Raw genomic sequence first — 18185 nt, 5'->3', positions numbered from 1 at the left:
GTATGCGGCTCAGGTGGCTTCCGGACGGGTCAGCACGGACCGGAGCTGCGGCCGCAGGGCATGTCCGTCCGGCCCCTGCACCGTGACAGCCGTCGGCCGGTGCGGGTCGTGCGCACCAGGGTCCTGGTTCGGCACCGGCAGACCGTGCGACAGCACCTGCTCGGCCGGGGTGAGCTGGCGGATGCCGATGGCCAGCACCTGGTCCGGATGCGTCTGCGCGAAGTCGCCGTACAACTGGGGGTCGTGCTGGCCGTCGTCACCGATCAGCACCCAGCGCACGTTGGGGAACTCCCGCGCCAGCCGGCGCAGGGCCGTCCGCTTGTGCTCCTGGCCGCTGCGGAACCAACCTGTGTTGGTCGGCCCCCAGTCCGTCATCAGCAACGGCCCCGGCGGGTACCCGTGCCGCGCCAGGAAGCGGGTCAGCGTCGGCGCGGTGTTCCAGGCGCCGGTCGACAGGTAGAACATCGGCGCGCCCGGGTGGTCCGCCAGCAGCTCCTCGTACAGACCGGCCATTCCCGGTACGACGCGGCGCGCCTGCTCGTCGCGGACGAACGTGTTCCAGGCCGCGATCAGCGGCCGCGGCAGCATCGTCAGGATCACCGTGTCGTCGATGTCGCTGACCAGCCCGAACGTCGCGTCCGGATCCGGGACGAAGATCCGTGCCCGCGCCTGCCGGTCACCCCGCACGCCGAGCACGATCTCGTGCCATCCCGGCGGCAGCACCACCGGCACCGCGAGGTCGACGAACCCGCCGCGATCGGTCAGCGTCTCGAACGTCTCCCCGCCGACGATCACCGACACCGGCACCTTCGTCGCCGGCGCGGTCACGAACGCGCGCCAGCCCCGCACCACCTGGTCCTCGTCGTACCGCGGCTGGTTGCGCGGGTCCCGGCCGAGCACGACGCGCGCGATCACCCGGACGAACTCGGTGGTGCCGTAGCCGACCTGCGGGATGATCCGCTCCTGCCAGCCGCGCCGCCGCAGCACCGCCGCGACCCCGACGTTGAACCAGTCCTCGAGGCGGGACGAGTAGTGCGGACGGGCCATACCAGAAACCTACCCGCCGCACGGGCCGCTAGTCGTCCTGCCCCGCGGTCCGTGGACAGCTTTCACGCGTCCTTCACGAACTGTCCGCGGCATCTCCTACCTTCTACCCATGACTGATGTCGGAATGTGCTTCCCCCGGACCTATCCGGCCGCGCTCGTCACCGACGTGGCGCGGCGCCTCGACGACGGCGGCGCGGACGAGCTGTGGATCATCGAGGACTGCTTCTACACCGCCGGGCCGTCGCTGGTCTCGGCCGCGCTCACCTCGACGGAGCGGATCACCGTCGGGCTCGGGATCGTGCCGGCGGTCGCTCGTACGGCGGCCGTGACGGCGATGGAGTTCGCGACGCTGGACGCGCTCGGGCCGGGGCGGTTCCTGCCGGGGATCGGTCATGGGGTGCAGTCGTGGATGGGGCAGATGGGAGTGCGGCCCAAGTCGCCGCTCACGGCGCTCGAGGAGGTGACCACGAGTGTCACGCGGCTGCTGCGGGGCGAGGAGGTGAGCGTCGACGGTCGGACGGTCTTCCTCGACAAGGTGAAGCTGGACGCGCCGCCGGCCGTCGTACCGCCGATCCTGCTCGGGGTGCAGGGGCCCAGGTCGATGGCGCTGGCGGGGCGGGTGGCGGGTGGGCTTGTGCTCGCGGAGCCGGCTACGGCGGCGTACGTGCGTCAGTCGGTCCAGTACGCCGGGTCGCCTGAGGGGTTCGTGGTGGCGGTGTTCACGGCGATGTGCGTACGAGAGGACCGCAAGGCGGCGTACGAGTGGACGGCGCCGTGGCTGGGTGAGCGGATCGGGGCGAAGGCGCCGCAGCTGACGGCGTTGCCGTTCTTCGACGAGTTGCAGAAGTTGTACGACGCCTCCGGCGACGCCGGGCTGGTCGGGATGCCTCGCGAGTGGTGGACGGAGATCGGGGCGATCGGGACGCTGGACGATGCGGCGGCGCATCTCGCGACACTGGAGGCGGCGGGGGTGCAGCACGTCGGGCTGTTCCCGGATCCGGAGGTGGAGCACGGGCTGCCACAGCTCGAGTATGTGCTGGAGCTGGCTAACCGTTAGAGCGTTTCTTCGGGACGTGGGGGCGGTACGGCGAGACAGTTGGGTCACCGGGGATCCAGAAGCGCCAGGCGCGGTCGGCGGCCTCGCGGAGGCCTACACGGGGGCCGGTGGCGGGTTCGCCGTCGAAGCCGGGGCCGTCGAGGAGCTGGATAGGCGAGGTCGTCGCGAAGAGGTCGGCGCCGTTGCCTTCGCGTCCGATGCCGAGGGCAACACAGAGGCGCGCGGGGCCGCGAGCCAGGTCGCGGTCCGGGTTGGCCGGTGGTCGCTTGAGCACCGGGCCTGGGCGGACATTGTGGGCCACCGACTGGTTGAAAGCGGTCTTCGGGTCGGTGCGGAGGCCGCGGCGTTTGCGGGCCAGTTCGTGGCCTTCGATGATTTCGCCGGCGCGGAGGAGGACGGCCGAGGGGGTGCCGTCGGGGCCGGCGACGACGTTCATGCAGAAGTGCATGCCGTAGGTGAAGTAGACGTACAGGTAGCCGGGTGGGCCGAACATGACGGTGTTGCGGGCGGTCTGGCCGCGGTAGGCGTGGGAGCCGGGGTCGTTCGGGCCGTCGTACGCCTCGACCTCGGTCAGCCGGACCGCAACCGTTCCCTCGTCGGTGGTGCTCCGCAACACCGCCCCGAGCAACCGCGGCGCCACCTCCAGAACAGAACCATCGAGAGCCGAACGCCGCATACCCAGCACCTTAGGCGACCGCCGGGCAAGCCGGCTCTCCGGCCGGCTCGCCCGGCGGGCTGTTGAAGAACACACCGCTGGCCGGCGTCGACCGACGCGGGGTCGGCGGCGCGCCGCTGCCTTGGGTCAGGCCAGGCGGGTGGCGTGGGCTGTTGCGCGGGCGCGCCGCTGCCTTGGGTCAGGTCAGGCGGGTGGCGTGGGCTGTTGCGCGGGCGCGCAGTTCCTCGAGTTGTTCGGCGACCCGCTCCTGGGCGGTGCCGCCTCGGGTGTTGCGGGAGGTTAGGGAGCCTTCGACCGTGAGGACGGTGCGGACCTCAGGCGTCAACTCCGGGGAGATCGCGGCGAGGTCGTCGTCGGTCAGGTCCCAGAGTTCGAGGCCGCGTTTCTCGCATTCCTGGACGCAGGCGCCGGCCAGTTCGTGGGCTACCCGGAAGGGGACCTTCTGGCGGACGAGCCATTCGGCGATGTCGGTGGCCAACGAGAAGCCCTGGGGGGCCAGCTCCTCCAGGCGGTCCGTGTTGAAGCGAAGCGTGCGGATCATGCCGGTGAACGCGGGCAGCAGCAGCTCCAGCGTGTCGATGGAGTCGAAGACCGGCTCCTTGTCCTCCTGCAGGTCCCGGTTGTACGCGAGCGGCTGCGCCTTGAGTGTCGCCAGCAGGCCGCTCAGGTTGCCGATCAGGCGGCCGGCCTTGCCGCGAGCGAGTTCGGCGATGTCCGGGTTCTTCTTCTGCGGCATGATGCTCGACCCGGTCGAGAACGCGTCGTCCAGTTCGACGAACCCGAACTCCTTCGTCGCCCAGAGGATCACCTCCTCGGCCTGCCGGGACAGGTCGACCCCGATCTGCGCGGTCACGAACGCGAACTCCGCCACGAAGTCCCGCGACGACGTCCCGTCGATCGAGTTCGCCGACGAGTTCGTGAACCCCAGCTCCTGCGCGACGAACACCGGATCCAGCCCCAGCGAGCTACCCGCCAGGGCCCCCGAGCCGTACGGCGAGTCCGCCGCGACCCGCGCGTCCCAGTCGGCCAGCCGGTCCAGGTCCCGGATCAGCGGCCAGGCGTGCGCAAGCAGATGGTGCGACAGCAACACCGGCTGCGCGTGCTGCAGATGCGTCCGCCCCGGCATCGCCACCCCGAGGTGCCGCGAAGCCTGCTCCGCCAGCACCTGAACCTGCTCCAGCAGCAACCGTCCGATGATCCGCCCGTGCTCCCGCAGGTAGCTCTTGAACAGCGTCGCGACCTGGTCGTTCCGCGACCGCCCGGCACGCAGCCGCCCGCCGAGCTCGGCACCGAGCCGCACGAGCAGCCCGTGCTCCAGCGCGGTGTGCACGTCCTCGTCCTCCTCGGCGGGGAGGAAGTTCCCGGACAGTACGTCGTCCAGCAGGCCGTCGAGCCCCGCCAGCATCGCGGCCAGGTCCTCGTCGGTCAGCAGCCCCGCGCGGTGCAGCACCTTGGCGTGCGCCTTCGACCCGGCGATGTCGTACGGCGCCAGCCGCCAGTCGAAGTCGGTCGACTTGCTCAACGCCGCCAGCGCGTCCGCCGGCCCGCCCGCGAACCGTCCACCCCACAGGGCGGCGCTCTCTCCAGTACTCACGACAACTTCCTCTACTTCGGTTCGGTGCGGGCGGCGAGGGACAGGAAGCGGGAGGCGAGCGCCTCACCGCCGGTGGGGTTGCGCGAGACGACCATGACGGTGTCGTCGCCGGCGATGGTGCCGAGCACGTCGTCGAGTCCCACGTGGTCGATCGCCGAAGCGAAGTACTGCGCCGCGCCCGGCGGCGTCCGCAGGATCACGAGGTTCGCGCTGCCCTCGGCCGACACCAGCAACTCGGACGCCACCCGCGCCAGCCGCGCCTCGAAGGCGGCCGCCTCACCCGCGCGCGGCGTACGGTCGCCGCCCTCGCCCGGTACGGCGTACACGAGCTGGCCGGAGGAGTCGCGGACCTTGACCGCGCCGATCTCGACCAAGTCCCGCGACAGCGTCGCCTGCCCGACCACCAGGCCGGAGGCGGCGAGCAGCTCGGCCAGCTCCGTCTGCGACCGCACCGGCTGCCGGCCGAGCAGGTCGACGATCCGCTGCTGGCGGGCCGTCTTGGTAGTGGGAACCGCGATACTCACGAAGCGAAACTCCTTGCCAGCAGCCACGACAGCAGCGCCTTCTGCGCGTGCAGCCGGTTCTCGGCCTCGTCCCAGACGACCGACTGCGGTCCGTCGATGACGGCCGCCTCGATCTCCTTGCCACGATAGGCGGGCAGGCAGTGCAGCACGATCGCGTCCGGCTTCGCCTTGCCGAGCAGGTCCTCGGTCACGGCGTACGGCACGAACGGCGCCTCGCGGTCGGCCGCCTCGCCCTCCTGGCCCATCGACACCCAGGTGTCGGTGGCGACGACGTCGGCTCCGTCGACCGCCGCGACCGGGTCCGCGGTCCACGCGACCGAGCCGCCGGTCTGCTCGGCGATCGCCGCCGCCTTCACCAGGACGTCCGGATCCGGCTGGTACTCCTCCGGCGACCCCACGATCACGTGCATGCCGGCGGTCGCGCCGCCGAGCAGGTACGAGTGCGCCATGTTGTTGGCGCCGTCGCCGAGGTACACCAGCTTCAGCCCGGCCGTCGAGCCCTTGTGCTGCCGCACGGTCTGCAGGTCGGCGAGGATCTGGCAGGGATGGAACTCGTCGGTCAGCGCGTTGATCACCGGCACGCTGGACGCGGCGGCCATCTCCTCGATCCGGCTCTGCCCGAAGGTCCGCCAGACGATCGCTTCAACCTGCCGGTCGAGGATCCGCGCGGTGTCCGCGATCGGCTCGCCGCGGCCCAGCTGCGAGGTCTGCGCGTCGATGACCAGCGGTACGCCGCCCAGCTCGGAGATCCCGACCGCGAACGAGATCCGGGTCCGCGTCGACGACTTGTCGAAGATCACCGCGACGGTCTTCGGCCCCTCGAGCGGCTTGTGCCCGTGCCGGTCCCCCGCCAGCTGCGCGGCCAGCGTCAGTACTTCGTCCTGCTCGACCGGCGACAGGTCGTCGTCCCGCAAGAAGTGCCTGACCATCACGCCTCCACCTTGTCGAGCAGCCCCGGGAGGGCCGCGACGAAACTGTCCGCATCAGCCTTGCTGAGGATGTACGGCGGCGCCAGCCGCAACGCGTCCGGGATCGGATTGTTCACCACGAACCCGGCGTCCAGCGCGAGGGTCGCGAGCTGGTCCGACACCGGCGCGGTCAGCTCGATCGCGAGCAGCATGCCGCGGCCGCGGACGCCGGCGATCAGTGGATGGTCGAGCGCGATCACCGACGAGGCGAGGTGGTTGCCGACAGCATTCACCTGGTCGAGCAGGCCGTCCCGCTCGATCACGGTCAGCACGGCCAGGCCGGCGATCGCGGCGACCGGGTTCCCGCCGAAGGTGGTGCCGTGGTTGCCCGGCTGCAGCAGGTCCGCGGCCGCGCCGAGGCCGACGCACGCGCCGATCGGGATCCCGGCGCCGAGGCCCTTCGCCACGGTCACCAGGTCCGGCGTGATGCCCTCGGGCTGGTACGCGAACCAGCTCCCGGTCCGGCCGATCCCGGTCTGGATCTCGTCGATCCACAGCAGCGCGCCGCGCTCGGACGTGATCCGCCGCGCCTCCTGCAGGTAGCCGGCCGGTGGTACGACGACGCCGTTCTCGCCCTGGATCGGCTCCAGCACCACGGCGGCGGTCCGGTCGTCGACCGCGGCGGCCAGCGCCGCCGCGTCACCGTACGGGACGAACTCCACGTCGCCGGGCAACGGCGCGAACGCCTCCCGGTACGCCGGCTTCCAGGTCACCGCGAGCGCGCCCATCGACCGGCCGTGGAAGGCCCCGACCGTGGAGACGATCTTGGTCCGGCCGGTGCGCCGGGTGATCTTGAAGGCGGCCTCGTTCGCCTCGGTGCCGGAGTTCGTGAAGAACACCTTGCCGGGGGCGTCGAACAGGCCGAGCAGCTTCTCGGCGAGCGCGATCTGCGGCGCGGAGGCGAAGAAGTTCGAGACGTGGCCGAGGGTGGCGAGCTGCGAGGTCACCGCGGACACCACGAACGGGTGCGCGTGCCCGAGGCAGTTCACCGCGAGCCCGCCGAGCAGGTCGAGGTACTTGTTGCCGTCGGCGTCCCACAGGTACGCGCCCTCGCCGCGGACCAACACCCGCTTCGGCGCGCCGAAGGTGTTCATCAACGCGCCGGCGTAGCGCTCGGTGAGCGCTGCCTGGGTGCCGTCGACGGTGAGGAGTTCGGTCATGACGGGATCACCTGGGTTCCACTTCCGGCGTCGGTGAAGATCTCGAGCAGCAACGAGTGCGGGACGCGGCCGTCGATGACGGTGGCCCGGGACACTCCGGACTCGACCGCGCGCAGGCAGGCTTCCATCTTCGGCACCATCCCGGACGCCAGCGACGGCAGCAACTCGGCCAGCTCGGCGGTGTCGATCTGGGTGATGATCTCGTCGCTGTCCGGCCAGTTCCGGTAGAGCCCGGCGACGTCGGTCAGTACGACGAGCTTCTCGGCGCCGAGCGCGGACGCCAGCGCGGCCGCCGCGGTGTCGGCGTTCACGTTGTGCGCCTGGCCGTCCTCGTCGGGCGCGATCGTCGACACCACCGGGATCCGGCCCGCGTCGATCAGGTCGATCACCGCCTCCGGCCGCACCTCGACCACGTCGCCGACGAGCCCGATGTCGACCTGCTCGCCATCCACGAGCGCCGTACGACGCTCCGCGGTGAACAGCCCCGCGTCCTCGCCGGACATCCCGACCGCGAACGGGCCGTGCGCGTTCAGCAACCCGACCAACTCGCGGCCGACCTTGCCGACCAGCACCATGCCGACGACGTCCATCGCCTCGGGCGTGGTGACCCGCAGCCCGCCGCGGAACTCGCTGTCGATGCCGAGCCGGCCGAGCATGTCGCTGATCTGCGGCCCGCCGCCGTGCACGACGACGACCCGGACCCCGGCGTACCGGAGGAACACGATGTCCTCGGCGAACGCCCGCTTGAGCTTCTCGTCGACCATCGCGTTCCCGCCGTACTTCACCACGACGGTCTTGCCGTGGAACTCCTTCAGCCACGGCAGGGCCTCGGTCAGTACGGCGGCCTTCTCGACCGCTGCCTCGTACATCACGACGAGTACGCCGAGTTCTCTTCGACGTACGCGTGCGACAGGTCCGTGGTGAGGACGGTCGCCGACGCCGGGCCGGCGTGCAGGTCGATGACCACGTCGATCTCCAGACCGCTGAGGTCCGCCTCGGACCTGTCCACCCCCTTGCCGCCGGCGACACAGATCGCGGCGCCGTTGAGGGTGATGTCGAGCAGCGACGGGTCGAACGCGGTGGGCGCGTTGCCGACCGCCATCGCGATCCGTCCCCAGTTCGGATCGGAGGCGAAGAACGCCGTCTTGCACAGGTTGTCCTCGGCAACGATCTTGGCGGCGGCCAGCGCCTCCGCCTCGGTCGCGGCGCCCTGGACGGTGATGCTCACGTGCTTGGTGACGCCTTCCGCGTCCGCCTGCAACTGCTTCACCAGGTCAGCAGCCAGGACGGTCAGGGCTTCCTCGAAGGCCTCGGGCGTCACGGTCACCCCGGAGGCTCCCGAGCTGAGCAGCAGCACCGTGTCGTTGGTCGACGTACCGCCGTCGACGTCGAGCCGGTTGAAGGTCTTGCCGACCGCGTTCCGCAGCGCGTGGTCGAGGTGCGGCTGGTCGAGGACGGCGTCGGTGGTGATCACGCTGAGCATCGTCGCCATGTTCGGCGCGCACATGCCCGCGCCCTTCGCGAAACCGCCGATGCTCCACCCGTCGGGGTGCGTGAGCGCGGCCTGCTTCGGGACGTTGTCGGTCGTCATCACCGCGGTCGCCGCGGCGAGTCCGGCCGCCGCGTCGTCGCCCAGCGCTGCCACCGCCGCGTCCACGCCCGGGATCAGCTTGTCCATGGGAAGTCGCTCGCCGATCAGGCCGGTCGAGCAGACCGCGATCTCCGCGGCGCCGACGCCCAGCACCGACGCGAGCTTCTCGGCGGTCTTGTGGGTGTCCTGGAAGCCTTCCGGTCCGGTGCAGGCGTTCGCGCCGCCCGAGTTCAGGACGACGGCCTTCAGAACGCCGGCGGTCAGCACCTGCTGCGACCACAGCACCGGCGCGGCCTTCACCTTGTTCGTGGTGAAGACACCGGCGGCGGCGTACTGCGGGCCGTCGTTGACCACGACGGTGAGGTCCGGCGTACCGGCCGGCTTGATCCCGGCGATCACCCCGGCCGCGCGGAAGCCGGCCGGCGCGGTGACACCGGCGCTCCGATCGACCTGACTGGCGGGTGTGACTGCGACGGTCACGGGGCTACTCCTACGAGGGGCAGGGCCACGGTCTCGTCGAGACCGGTGGCCAGGTTCATGCACTGCACGGCGGCGCCGGCGGTGCCCTTGGTGAGGTTGTCCATGGCGGCCACGACGACGGCGCGGCCGGTGCGCTGGTCGAGGGCGACCTGGAGCTGCACGGTGTTCGCGCCGAGGGTGGCCTGCGTCTGCGGCCACTGCCCCTCGGGCAGCAGGTGGATGAAGGGCTCGTCGGCGTACGCGTCCTCGTACGCCTTCCGAAGCGTCGCGTAGTCGGTGCCCTCGGCAACCGGCGCGCTGCAGGTCGCCAGGATGCCGCGGGCCATCGGCGCGAGCACCGGCGTGAACGAGACGCTCACCGGCGTATCGGCGTACGGCGTGAGGTTCTGCTCGACCTCGGGCGTGTGCCGGTGTACGCCGCCGACGCCGTACGCCGAGGCGGACCCCATCACCTCCGCGCCGAGCAGATGGGCCTTCGGCGCCTTGCCCGCGCCCGACGTCCCGCTGACGGCAACGACGACCAGCTGGGCGGGATCGACGAGCTTCAGCTGTACGGCGGGCAGCAGGGCGAGCGTGGAGACCGTCGGATAGCAACCCGGTACGGCGACCCGGTTCGACCCGCGGAGCTTGTCGCGTTGCCCGGGGAGCTCCGGGAGCCCGTACGGCCACGAGCCGGCGTGCTCGCCGCCGTAGAACTCGACCCACGCCTCGGCCTCGGTCAGCCGGAAGTCCGCGCCGCAGTCGATCACGGTGACGTCAGCGCCGAGCTGCTCGGCGATGGCGGCGGACTGTCCGTGCGGGAGCGCGAGGAACACCACGTCGTGACCGGCGAGGTTCTCCGCGGTGGTCTCGGCGAGGATGCGCCCGGCCAGCGGCACGAGGTGTGGGTGGTGCGCGCCGAGCGGCGTCCCGGCGTTCCCGCCGGCGGTCAGCGCGCCGATCTCCACCTCGGGGTGGCCGCTCAGCAACCGCAGCAGCTCGCCCCCCGCATACCCACTGGCCCCGGCCACCGCCACCGTCACACTCATGTGAATGAGTATGCCACGAACCGCATGAATATCCAACCAGGTCTCGTCCCTCAACTACCCACTCCACCGGGATACACCCTGTGACGCGGGTCATGTCACAGCCCGGACCCCGGCGCGTGTCCAAGGTCCGACGACGACTCTCGGAGGTTGTGATGGCGCGGATCGGGTTGGAGCATCGGCGGACGTGGTTCGTTCGGCTGGCCGAGTGGGGTAGCCGGCGGCGGTACGGGAAGGTGCTGGATCCGGGGCGGGTGTGGCTGCACAACCGGCGGGTGCTCACGACGTTCCTGTTGCTGGAGGGGTCGGCGGGGCGGTGGAAGACGCTGGACCCTACGCTGAACGCGCTCGCGGTGATGGCGGCGGCGGGGCGGGTCGGCTGCGGCTGGTGTCTGGATTTCGGCTACTGGGAGTTCCACCACCGGGCGGTCGATCCGGCGAAGCTGCGCGCCGTGCCGCAGTGGCGGGACAGTGAGGTGTACACGGAACTGGAGCGAGCTGTGATGGAGTACGCGGAAGCGATGACGGCGACCCCGCCGGAGGTGACGGACGAGCAGGTCGAGCGGCTGCGTGCCGACCTGACCGACGAGCAACTCGTCGAGCTGACCGCCGCCGTCTCGCTGGAGAACTACCGGTCCCGCAGTTATTCGGCGCTCGGTCTCACCAGCCAGGGGTTCAAGGAGTACTGCGACCTGAGGCCGGTGCGGTGACCGAGGAGGAACTGGCCCGCGAGTTCGCCGAACACCGCCAGGTGCTGGTCGGCGCGGCGTACCGGGTCGTGGGCAGCGTGAGCGACGCGGAGGACGTGGTCCAGGAGGCGTGGCTGCGCTGGTCCGCGATCGACCGCCAGGCCATCGGGGAGATCCGCGACCCGCGGGCGTACCTGATCCGGATCACCACGCGGCTCGCGCTCAACAAGTTGCGCGAGCAGAAGGCACGCCGGGAGCAGTACGTCGGCCCGTGGCTGCCGGAGCCGCTGGCCACCGACGACGACCCGGCCGCCGCGGTCGAGCTGGCGGACTCGGTCAGCATGGCGATGCTCGTCGTCCTCGAGACGCTCTCCCCGCTGGAACGTGCCACGTTCGTGCTGCGCGAGGTCTTCGACCTGCCGTACGACGAGATCGCGGACACCCTCGGCCGCTCGGAGGCCGCCGTACGGCAGCTCGCCCACCGGGCCCGCAGCCACGTGCACGCGCGGCAGCCGCGGCACGCGGTCGACAAGGCGCGGCACGACGAGCTGACGATGCGGTTCATGCAGGCGGCCGGCTCCGGTGACTTCGACCAGGTGGTCGCACTGCTCGCGCCGGAGGCTGTGCTGATCAGCGACGGCGGCGGGAAGAAGCGCGCCGCGTTGCGCCCGATCCACGGCGCGGAGAAGATCGCGCGCTGGCTGTTCGCCGTCCTCGCGGACAACCCGGGCTTCGAGATCCGGATGGCGTCGCTGAACGACGAACTCGCCTTCGTCGCGTACTACGACGACGAGCCGGACACCGTCACGTTCATGAAGACGAGCGACGGGCAGATCACCGAGCTGTACCTGATCCGGAACCCGGACAAGCTGGGGCAGGTGCACTGACCGGACGCCGTAGACTATCTGCAACTCAGTCGCAGATGGAGGTGCGGTGAAGTACCTGGTGGCGGACCCGGACGAGGCGCTTGATCCGGGGTTGCGCGCGGACCTGCTGGACACCTGGGTCGCGGCGACGAACGCGGGCGGCGCGGTCGGGTACACCGCGCCGGCGCCGGTGGACCGGATCGCGGAGAACCTCGACGGCGCGCTCGGGCGGGTCGCGGCCGGGCTGGACCTGCTCGGGGTGTTGCACGACGGCGAGCGGTACGTCGGGATGGGCATGCTGGTCACGCGCGGGAGCGATCTGCAGCCGCACTGGCGCACGGTGCTGCGGGTGATGGTGCACCCCGGCCACCAGGGCAACGGCGCCGGGCGGATGCTGATGGAGGGGTTGCGCGGCTCCGCGGTCGACCTCGGCCTCGAGCAGCTCCAGCTCACGATCCGCGGCGGCCTCGGCCTGGAGAACTTCTACGGCCCGCTCGGCTACCGCATCGTCGGCACCCATCCCCGCGCGATCCGGCTCACCGCGGACGACTACCGCGACGAGATCATGCTGGTGCTGGACCTGTAGGCCATCACAATCGCCTGGCCGGAGCTCCTCCCCGCGTGGAGTGCGTCCGGGGCGGGGATTGTGATGGCCTGGAGATCACCTTCGGGTGCGGGCGATCAGCACGAGCGTCGCGCCCAGTGCGGCGAGCAGGACGCCGAGGGTGAGGACGATCGGCGGCGGGCCGCCGGCCGCGGCCAGCTGGATGCGGTTGGCGGTGCGGGGCTCGGGGGCGGGCTCGGCGCCAACGGTGAACTTCACCGGCGCGGCGACCGTCTCGCCGGCCCGGTCGGTCCGCTCGTAGGTCACCTTCGCGGTGCCCGTGAACGCGGCCACCGGCTTGAGCGTCACCGTCCCGTCCGCGCCGACCGACCAGGTCCCGGCGCCGTTCGTGACGTTCTTCGCGCACGCACCGGTCGGTGTCCGGAGGCAGACCGAGCTGGGCCTGATCTCCCCGCTGTCGTTGAGCAGCGGGTTCACCGCGACCGGGTTGCCCGGCGTGCCGGTGGCCGTGTCGGGCACCGCCTTGGCGAGCAGCGGCTGCGCGACCGTCACGTCGAGCAGCGCGGTGCCCGAGGTGCCGTTCGCGTCGGTGACCCGGTAGGACAGCGCACGCGTCGTACCGACGAAGCCCTTCGCGGGCGTGTACGTGACCGCGCCGCCGGCAGCTACCACGAACGTGCCCTCGCCGGGCACCGTCACGGACGTCTTCACCTTGCCGTCGGCGGGATCCCGCAGTACGACGGAACCCGGGCGGAGCGGCGCGGACGGGTCACCGGCCTTGTCGTTGGCCAGCACGTTCACGACGGCCGCCGTACCGAATGCGGTCTTCGCGCTGTCGTCGACGAGCACCGGACGCACCGGCACGACCGTCACGGTGATCGTCGCGCGGGCCGAGTTCCGGTGCGAGTCCTTGACGTCGTACGTCGCCGGGCGCGCGGTGCCCGAGAAGGCCGCGTCCGGCGTGAACGTCACCTTGCCCTCGGCAACGACGTACGTGCCCTGTCCGGCGACCACCACCCGGTTGACCAGCGCACGGTCCGGACCGACGAGCAGCACCGACTTCGGGTCCAGGGTCGCGTCCGGACCCGGCTTGTCGTTCGCGAGCGGATCGATCGTCACCGCGACGTGCTGCTTGGTCCGCGCCTCGTCCGGCACCGCCACCGGACGGGCCTGCACGGTGATCGTCAGCGTGCCGGCGCCGAGCGTGCCGTTGCGGTCGGCCACCTGGTACCCGACCGGGACCGCCACCCCGGCGTACCCGTCGAGCGGCGCGAACCGGATCGCGCCCGACGGCTGCACCGTGAAGGTGCCCTCCCCCGGCACGACCAGCGCCGGCACCGGGGCCTCGGTCACCGGGTCCACGAGCCGGACGCCACTCGCGACCAGCGGCGCGCTCGCATCACCGGGCTTGTCGTTCGCCAGCACGTCGACCGTGAGCGCGGTCTCGTACGGCGTGCTCGCGACGTCGTCCTGGATCACCGGGACGACCGGCGCGACCGTCACCGTGACGGCCGCACTCGCCTTGTTCCCGGTGCTGTCCTGCACCCGGTACGCGACCGAGACGGTCCCGCGGTACGCCGGTTCCGGGTCGAACGTGATCCGGCCGGACTTCACGGTGAACACGCCCTGCCCCGGGATCACCGCCTTCGGTCCCCACGTCGCGCCGTACACCTGCAACGACGCCGGATCGAAGCTCGCGCCGGTCCCCGGCTCGTCGTTGGCGAGCGGATCGACGCCGACCGTCACGTTCTGCTTCGTGGCGACCGGGTCCGCAACCGCCTTCGGCCCCTTGCCGACCGTCACCAGCAGCAGGCCTTCGGCGGTGGTGCCGTTGGCGTCCGCGATCCGGTACGTCGTCGGCGTCGTCACGCCCTGGAACGCCTTGACGGGCGTGAACGTCACCGCCCCGGAGGCGTCGACCGCGTAGGCACCCTCACCGGCACGCGTCAGGGTCTTGGCGTACTTGCCGGCCGCGTCCTTCAGCAGCAGACTCGCCGGTTTCAGCGGCGCCGACGCGTCGCCGGCCTTGTCGTTCGCCAGCACCTTCACCGTGATCGCGTGCCCGTACGGCGTGATCGCGGAGTCGTCAACCGCGACCGGGTCGACCGGCGTCACGGTCATACTCAGCGTCGAGACCGCGTAGTTCCCGTCGGAGTCCGCCACCCGGTAGTGCACCGGGGTCGCCTTGCCCCGGAACGCCGGCAGCGGGTCGAACTCGATCGCGCCACTGGGTTGCACCCTGTACGTCCCCTGCCCGGCGACCGTCACCGACTTCACGTACTCGCCGGCCTTCGAGTCCGCGCCGAGCAGGCCGACCGTACTGCGGTCGAGCGTCGCGTCGGTCCCCGGACGGTCATTGGAGACCACGTTCACCGTCACCGTGACGTTCTGCAGCGTGGAGGCGGTGTCAGCGAGCGCGGCCGGTGGCTGGCCGACGGCGACCGTCAACCGTGCCGTCGTCCGCGTCCCGTTCCGGTCGGCCACCTGGTACGTCAGCGGCGTACCAGGCCCGCGGAATGTCGCGCCCGGCTCGAACCGGACCACTCCCCCGCCTGCCGTGTACAAGCCCTCGTTGCGGATCCGGACCGTTGCCTTCAGCGCGCCGTCGGCGGGGTCGACGAGTTGCAGGCTGCCAGGCACCAGCGGTGCGCTCGGATCGCCCGGCTTGTCGTTGGCCAGCACGTTGACCGTGACCTGCTTGCCGTACGGCGTGCGCGCGGTGTCGTCGGCCGCGACCGGGGTGATCGGCGCGATCGTGACCGTGATCGTCGACCGCGCGCTCTGGCCGAAGTCGTCGGCGATCCGGTACGTCACCTTCGTCGCCGTCCCGGTGAACGCGGGCACGGGATCGACGGTCACCGTTCCGTCCGCGTTGACCTGGTAGTCGGCCTGGCCCGCGATCTTCACCAGCTTCTTCAGCGCACCGTCGGCCGGGTCCACCAGCAGCAGACTGCGCGGGTCGAGGGTGGCACCGGTACCCGGGAGATCGTTGAGCGGCGGGTCCACCCGGAGCGGGACGTTCTGCTTGCCGGTCGCGGTGTCAGGTGCGGCGGTCGGCGCGGGCGGCTTGGCAACCGTGACGGTCAGCGTTGCGGTGGTCGTCGTACCGTTCACGTCCGCGACGCGGTAGCCGACCGGCGTCGCCGCCCCGGTGAACCTCGACAGCGGGTCGACCTCGATCGCGCCTTCGGGCGTGGTCGTGTACTTCGCCTGGCCGGGCACCACGATCGTGGCTGCCGGCTGCTTCGTGGCCGGGTCGAGCAGCCGCACGGTGCTCGGCACCAGCGGGATCGACGGGTCGCCGGCGGCGTCGTTCGCGAGCACCGAGACCGTGACGTTCGTGTCGTACGCCGTCCGCGCGGCGTCGTCGGACGCGTCCGGCTGGACCTTCGTCACCCGGACCGTGAGCGTCGACCTCCCGATCGCACCGTTGCCGTCCGCAACTTGGTAGCCGACTGGGGTCGCCGTACCGCTGAAGGCGGGCAGCGGATCGAACAGCACGGAGCCGTCGGACTTGACCGAGTACTTGCCCTGACCGGCGACGACGAGCGACAGCACCGGCTGGCTCGTACCCACCAACCGGACGCTGCCGGGCTGTAGCGCCACACCGGTCGGGCCGGACTTGTCGTTGCGGAGGACCTCAACCACCACGGACCGGCCCTGCACGGTCGTCGCCGTGTCCGGGTTCGCCACCGGCGGGGCCGGGGCAGCCACGGAGACCGTGAGCTCGGCGCGCGCCGCCGTACCGTTCTTGTCGAGGACCTGGTAGGTCACCGGGGTCCCGACGCCGGTGAAGCCTTGCACCGGCTGGAAGGTCACTTCGCCGGCCGCCGCCAGGTAGGTGCCTTGCCGGGCGATCGTGAGCTTGGCGACGAGTTGCTTGCTCGCCGGGTCGACCAGCCGCAGCGAAGCGGGCACGAGAGGCGCGTCCGGCGAGCCCGGCGTGTCGTTGGCGAGGACCGGTACGACGACGTCGGTGTCGAAGGGGGTCGAGACCGAGTCACCGTTCGCCGTCGGCGTGACCGGTCTGACCGTAACGGCCAGCGTGGACTCGGCGGTCTGCCGGGTGGAATCCGCGACGCGGTAGCCGATCGACGTACCGACGCCGGTGAACTGCGGCACCGGGACGAAGTCCACGCCGCCGTCCGGCTTCACGACGTACGAGCCCTCGCCCGCGATCACGACCTTCTTCTTGAACGTCGCGTCGGCGGGATCGCGCAGTACGACGGAACCGGGAACCAGTTGCACACCCGCTGCCGCGCGGTCGTTGGCGAGCGGTTTGACGGCCACGCTGACGTTCTGCGGGGTCGTCGCCGTGTCGGGGTTGGCCACCGGGCGGTCCGGGAGCGACACCGTCACGGTCAGCTTGGCAGTAGCCGCGGCGCCGTTGCTGTCGGCAACGCGGTACGTGATCGGCTTGGCGGCGCCGACGAAGCCCGGCACCGGCTCGACGCGGATCGTGCCGTCGGGTTTGGCGACGTACTTCGCCTGGCCGACGACGTTGACCATCTGCACGCACTTGGCGCCGTCGACGAGGCAGAGCGTGCCGGGGGTGAGGGGCGCCGCCGGGTCGCCGGGCTTGTCGTTGGCCAGGACCGGCACGACCACGGGAGTATTGAAGCCGGTCGTGATGGTGTCGTCGGCCGGCACCGGCGGGGGCGGCGGCGTGATCGCGAACGGGTGGTCCTCGACCTCACCGGCGTCCGCGGCCCCGGTCGGCGTCTCCACCTGGGTGGCGTCGTAGCCGACCCGGATCCGCGCGTACGACGCACCGGCCTTCGGCGCGAGCTCGGACCAGCGCAGCGTGATCGTCGACTGCCCGGCAGCGAACGCGGCGCACGCCCGCTCGGTCGGCTCGAACGTGCCGTTCACGTTGACGTCGATCCACGCGCACGCCCGCCCGGCCTTCGACGTACCGGCGAGCCGCAGATCGGCGGCGTACGACGTCTGACTCGTGCGCAGCGGCTTGAAGTCGACGCCGTCGTCGGCCTGGTCCGCCGCGGCCGGGCCCGTGGTGCCGTTGGCGACTGCGGCATTGTCCTCGGTGACGTCCGGCCCGAGGTGTACGTCGCTGAGCACCGACCACGCGGCGCCGTACGACGCGGGGGCGTCGCCGAAGTCCTCGGGTGTGGTGGCGACGAGCGAGAACGCGTCGCCCGAGGAGCCGTTATTCAGCGCGGGCAGCTTCGGGTGCTTCGTGAACAGCGCCGACACGTCGAACGCGACCTGGGTGACGACGCCGTTGACGCGGACCGACCCGCAGGCGGCGGTCGCGGACGTGTCCAGGCCCGACGGGGACTTCGTGTTCACGCAGTTCGGGCCGGTGTCGTGGTTCGCGGCCGTGACCGTGTCGCTGGTGACGGCGAGGTTGTTGCCCTGGCCGAGCTTGGTCAGGCTGAGGCCGGGCGTCGCCAGCTTCAGGATCGAGTGCAGCTCGGACTGAGCGGTGGTCCGGCCGCTGACGGTCCGGGTGACGGAACCGCCGAGGCCGCCGAGGTGCAGCACCGGGTTGCGGACCGGCTGGGAGAACGTGATCGTCAGCGTGCCGCGATCACCGCAGCCGCCGGTGGACGCGCAGTCGCCGGTGTTCACCACGACGTCCTGCGCGGGCGTCTTCGGCCCGATCGCGGGCTGGTAGGTGGCGGGGCCGCTGCCGCGGAAGCCCGCGGTCGTCGGGTCGCCGAGCTCGGTCTCGCCGCTCACGGTGATCGTCTGCCGGAGCCCGGAGCCGGGCATCACCGTGGTCGCCGCGTCCGTGAACGGCGCGGTCGGCACCTGGTAGGCGTCGGCGGTGATCGTTCCCAGACTCACCAGGCCGACGGCAAGAAGAAAGGCCCCCGGTCGGGTTGCCCGCATGTGTCCCGCCCTCCCGAGCAATCAGGTGCATTGCTGCGGCCGCGGGGCGGGCGGGCCTGCACAGACGTAACGTCCCGTGCGGACCTG

Annotated in this window: 14 protein-coding genes; 4 read left to right on the top strand and 10 right to left on the bottom strand. The window is 71.3% G+C overall.

All coding sequences use genetic code 11. From position 1 onward, the window contains the following. Positions 1-9 precede the first annotated feature (9 nt). A complete protein-coding gene (locus tag ABN611_RS22735) occupies positions 10-1047 on the bottom strand; it encodes a phosphatase domain-containing protein (protein WP_350274233.1) in 1038 nt (345 codons plus the stop codon). 109 nt (positions 1048-1156) lie between these two features. Between ABN611_RS22735 and ABN611_RS22730 the strand changes: the two genes are divergently transcribed. Next, positions 1157-2104: an LLM class flavin-dependent oxidoreductase gene (locus ABN611_RS22730; RefSeq protein ID WP_350274232.1), complete on the top strand. Its 948-nt coding sequence runs from the start codon at positions 1157-1159 to the stop codon at positions 2102-2104. On the opposite strand, the gene ABN611_RS22725 is transcribed toward ABN611_RS22730, so the two are convergent. From ABN611_RS22725 to argC, 8 genes are all read right to left on the bottom strand, one after another. After that, positions 2094-2780, bottom strand: coding sequence for a DNA-3-methyladenine glycosylase (locus tag ABN611_RS22725; protein ID WP_350274231.1), 687 nt, complete (start codon positions 2778-2780; stop codon positions 2094-2096). The genes ABN611_RS22730 and ABN611_RS22725 overlap by 11 nt on opposite strands. 178 nt (positions 2781-2958) lie before the next feature. After that, positions 2959-4374: an argininosuccinate lyase gene (gene argH, locus ABN611_RS22720; protein ID WP_350274230.1), complete on the bottom strand. Its 1416-nt coding sequence runs from the start codon at positions 4372-4374 to the stop codon at positions 2959-2961. An 11-nt stretch (positions 4375-4385) separates the two neighbouring features. Further along, positions 4386-4898, bottom strand: a complete 513-nt coding sequence (locus ABN611_RS22715) for an arginine repressor (protein ID WP_350274229.1) — start codon at positions 4896-4898, stop codon at positions 4386-4388. After that, the gene (gene argF, locus ABN611_RS22710) at positions 4895-5827 is read right to left on the bottom strand and encodes an ornithine carbamoyltransferase (RefSeq protein WP_350274228.1); all 933 of its coding nucleotides are present in this window, start codon (positions 5825-5827) and stop codon (positions 4895-4897) included. The genes ABN611_RS22715 and argF overlap by 4 nt, the downstream gene beginning before the upstream one ends. Continuing rightward, positions 5827-7026 (bottom strand): acetylornithine transaminase, encoded by a 1200-nt coding sequence (locus ABN611_RS22705; RefSeq protein ID WP_350274227.1) that lies wholly within the window; start codon positions 7024-7026, stop codon positions 5827-5829. The genes argF and ABN611_RS22705 overlap by 1 nt, the downstream gene beginning before the upstream one ends. After that, complete coding sequence (gene argB / locus ABN611_RS22700) at positions 7023-7895, bottom strand: acetylglutamate kinase (RefSeq protein ID WP_350274226.1); 873 nt, start codon at positions 7893-7895, stop codon at positions 7023-7025. The genes ABN611_RS22705 and argB overlap by 4 nt, the downstream gene beginning before the upstream one ends. Next, on the bottom strand, positions 7895-9097 hold the full coding sequence (argJ, locus tag ABN611_RS22695; protein WP_350274225.1) for a bifunctional glutamate N-acetyltransferase/amino-acid acetyltransferase ArgJ: 1203 nt from the start codon (positions 9095-9097) through the stop codon (positions 7895-7897). The genes argB and argJ overlap by 1 nt, the downstream gene beginning before the upstream one ends. Beyond that, positions 9094-10125: an N-acetyl-gamma-glutamyl-phosphate reductase gene (gene argC / locus ABN611_RS22690; protein WP_350274224.1), complete on the bottom strand. Its 1032-nt coding sequence runs from the start codon at positions 10123-10125 to the stop codon at positions 9094-9096. Before argC ends, argJ begins: the two co-directional genes overlap by 4 nt. A 152-nt stretch (positions 10126-10277) precedes the next feature. Here argC and ABN611_RS22685 point away from each other — a divergent pair, with 152 nt between their 5' ends. Genes ABN611_RS22685 through ABN611_RS22675 form a run of 3 tightly spaced genes read left to right on the top strand, consistent with a single transcriptional unit; the run spans position 10278 to position 12263 of the window. Further along, the gene (locus ABN611_RS22685; protein ID WP_350274223.1) at positions 10278-10832 is read left to right on the top strand and encodes a carboxymuconolactone decarboxylase family protein; all 555 of its coding nucleotides are present in this window, start codon (positions 10278-10280) and stop codon (positions 10830-10832) included. Then, positions 10829-11698 (top strand): RNA polymerase sigma-70 factor, encoded by an 870-nt coding sequence (locus tag ABN611_RS22680; protein WP_350274222.1) that lies wholly within the window; start codon positions 10829-10831, stop codon positions 11696-11698. The genes ABN611_RS22685 and ABN611_RS22680 overlap by 4 nt, the downstream gene beginning before the upstream one ends. A 46-nt stretch (positions 11699-11744) precedes the next feature. Further along, entirely contained in the window at positions 11745-12263 is a 519-nt protein-coding gene (locus ABN611_RS22675) for a GNAT family N-acetyltransferase (protein WP_350274221.1), read from the top strand. A 75-nt stretch (positions 12264-12338) separates the two neighbouring features. Here the strand turns inward: ABN611_RS22675 and ABN611_RS22670 are convergent, their stop codons facing one another. Then, positions 12339-18053, bottom strand: a complete 5715-nt coding sequence (locus ABN611_RS22670) for a tandem-95 repeat protein (protein WP_350274220.1) — start codon at positions 18051-18053, stop codon at positions 12339-12341. Positions 18054-18185 lie beyond the last annotated feature (132 nt).

It is taken from the genome of Kribbella sp. HUAS MG21 (assembly GCF_040254265.1).
GTDB lineage: Bacteria > Actinomycetota > Actinomycetes > Propionibacteriales > Kribbellaceae > Kribbella.
The sequence above is the reverse complement of the archived record's forward strand: the minus strand, read 5'-3'. Positions and strand labels throughout refer to the sequence as shown.

Bases quoted from the DNA above. Each gene is read 5' to 3' on its own strand.
- ABN611_RS22685 (WP_350274223.1), top strand. From the start codon at position 10,278: ATGGCGCGGATCGGGTTGGAGCATCGGCGGACGTGGTTCGTTCGGCTG.
- ABN611_RS22705 (WP_350274227.1), bottom strand. From the start codon at position 7,026: ATGACCGAACTCCTCACCGTCGACGGCACCCAGGCAGCGCTCACCGAG.
- ABN611_RS22735 (WP_350274233.1), bottom strand. From the start codon at position 1,047: ATGGCCCGTCCGCACTACTCGTCCCGCCTCGAGGACTGGTTCAACGTC.
- argB (WP_350274226.1), bottom strand. From the start codon at position 7,895: ATGTACGAGGCAGCGGTCGAGAAGGCCGCCGTACTGACCGAGGCCCTG.
- ABN611_RS22730 (WP_350274232.1), top strand. From the start codon at position 1,157: ATGACTGATGTCGGAATGTGCTTCCCCCGGACCTATCCGGCCGCGCTC.
- ABN611_RS22725 (WP_350274231.1), bottom strand. From the start codon at position 2,780: ATGCGGCGTTCGGCTCTCGATGGTTCTGTTCTGGAGGTGGCGCCGCGG.
- argC (WP_350274224.1), bottom strand. From the start codon at position 10,125: ATGAGTGTGACGGTGGCGGTGGCCGGGGCCAGTGGGTATGCGGGGGGC.
- argF (WP_350274228.1), bottom strand. From the start codon at position 5,827: ATGGTCAGGCACTTCTTGCGGGACGACGACCTGTCGCCGGTCGAGCAG.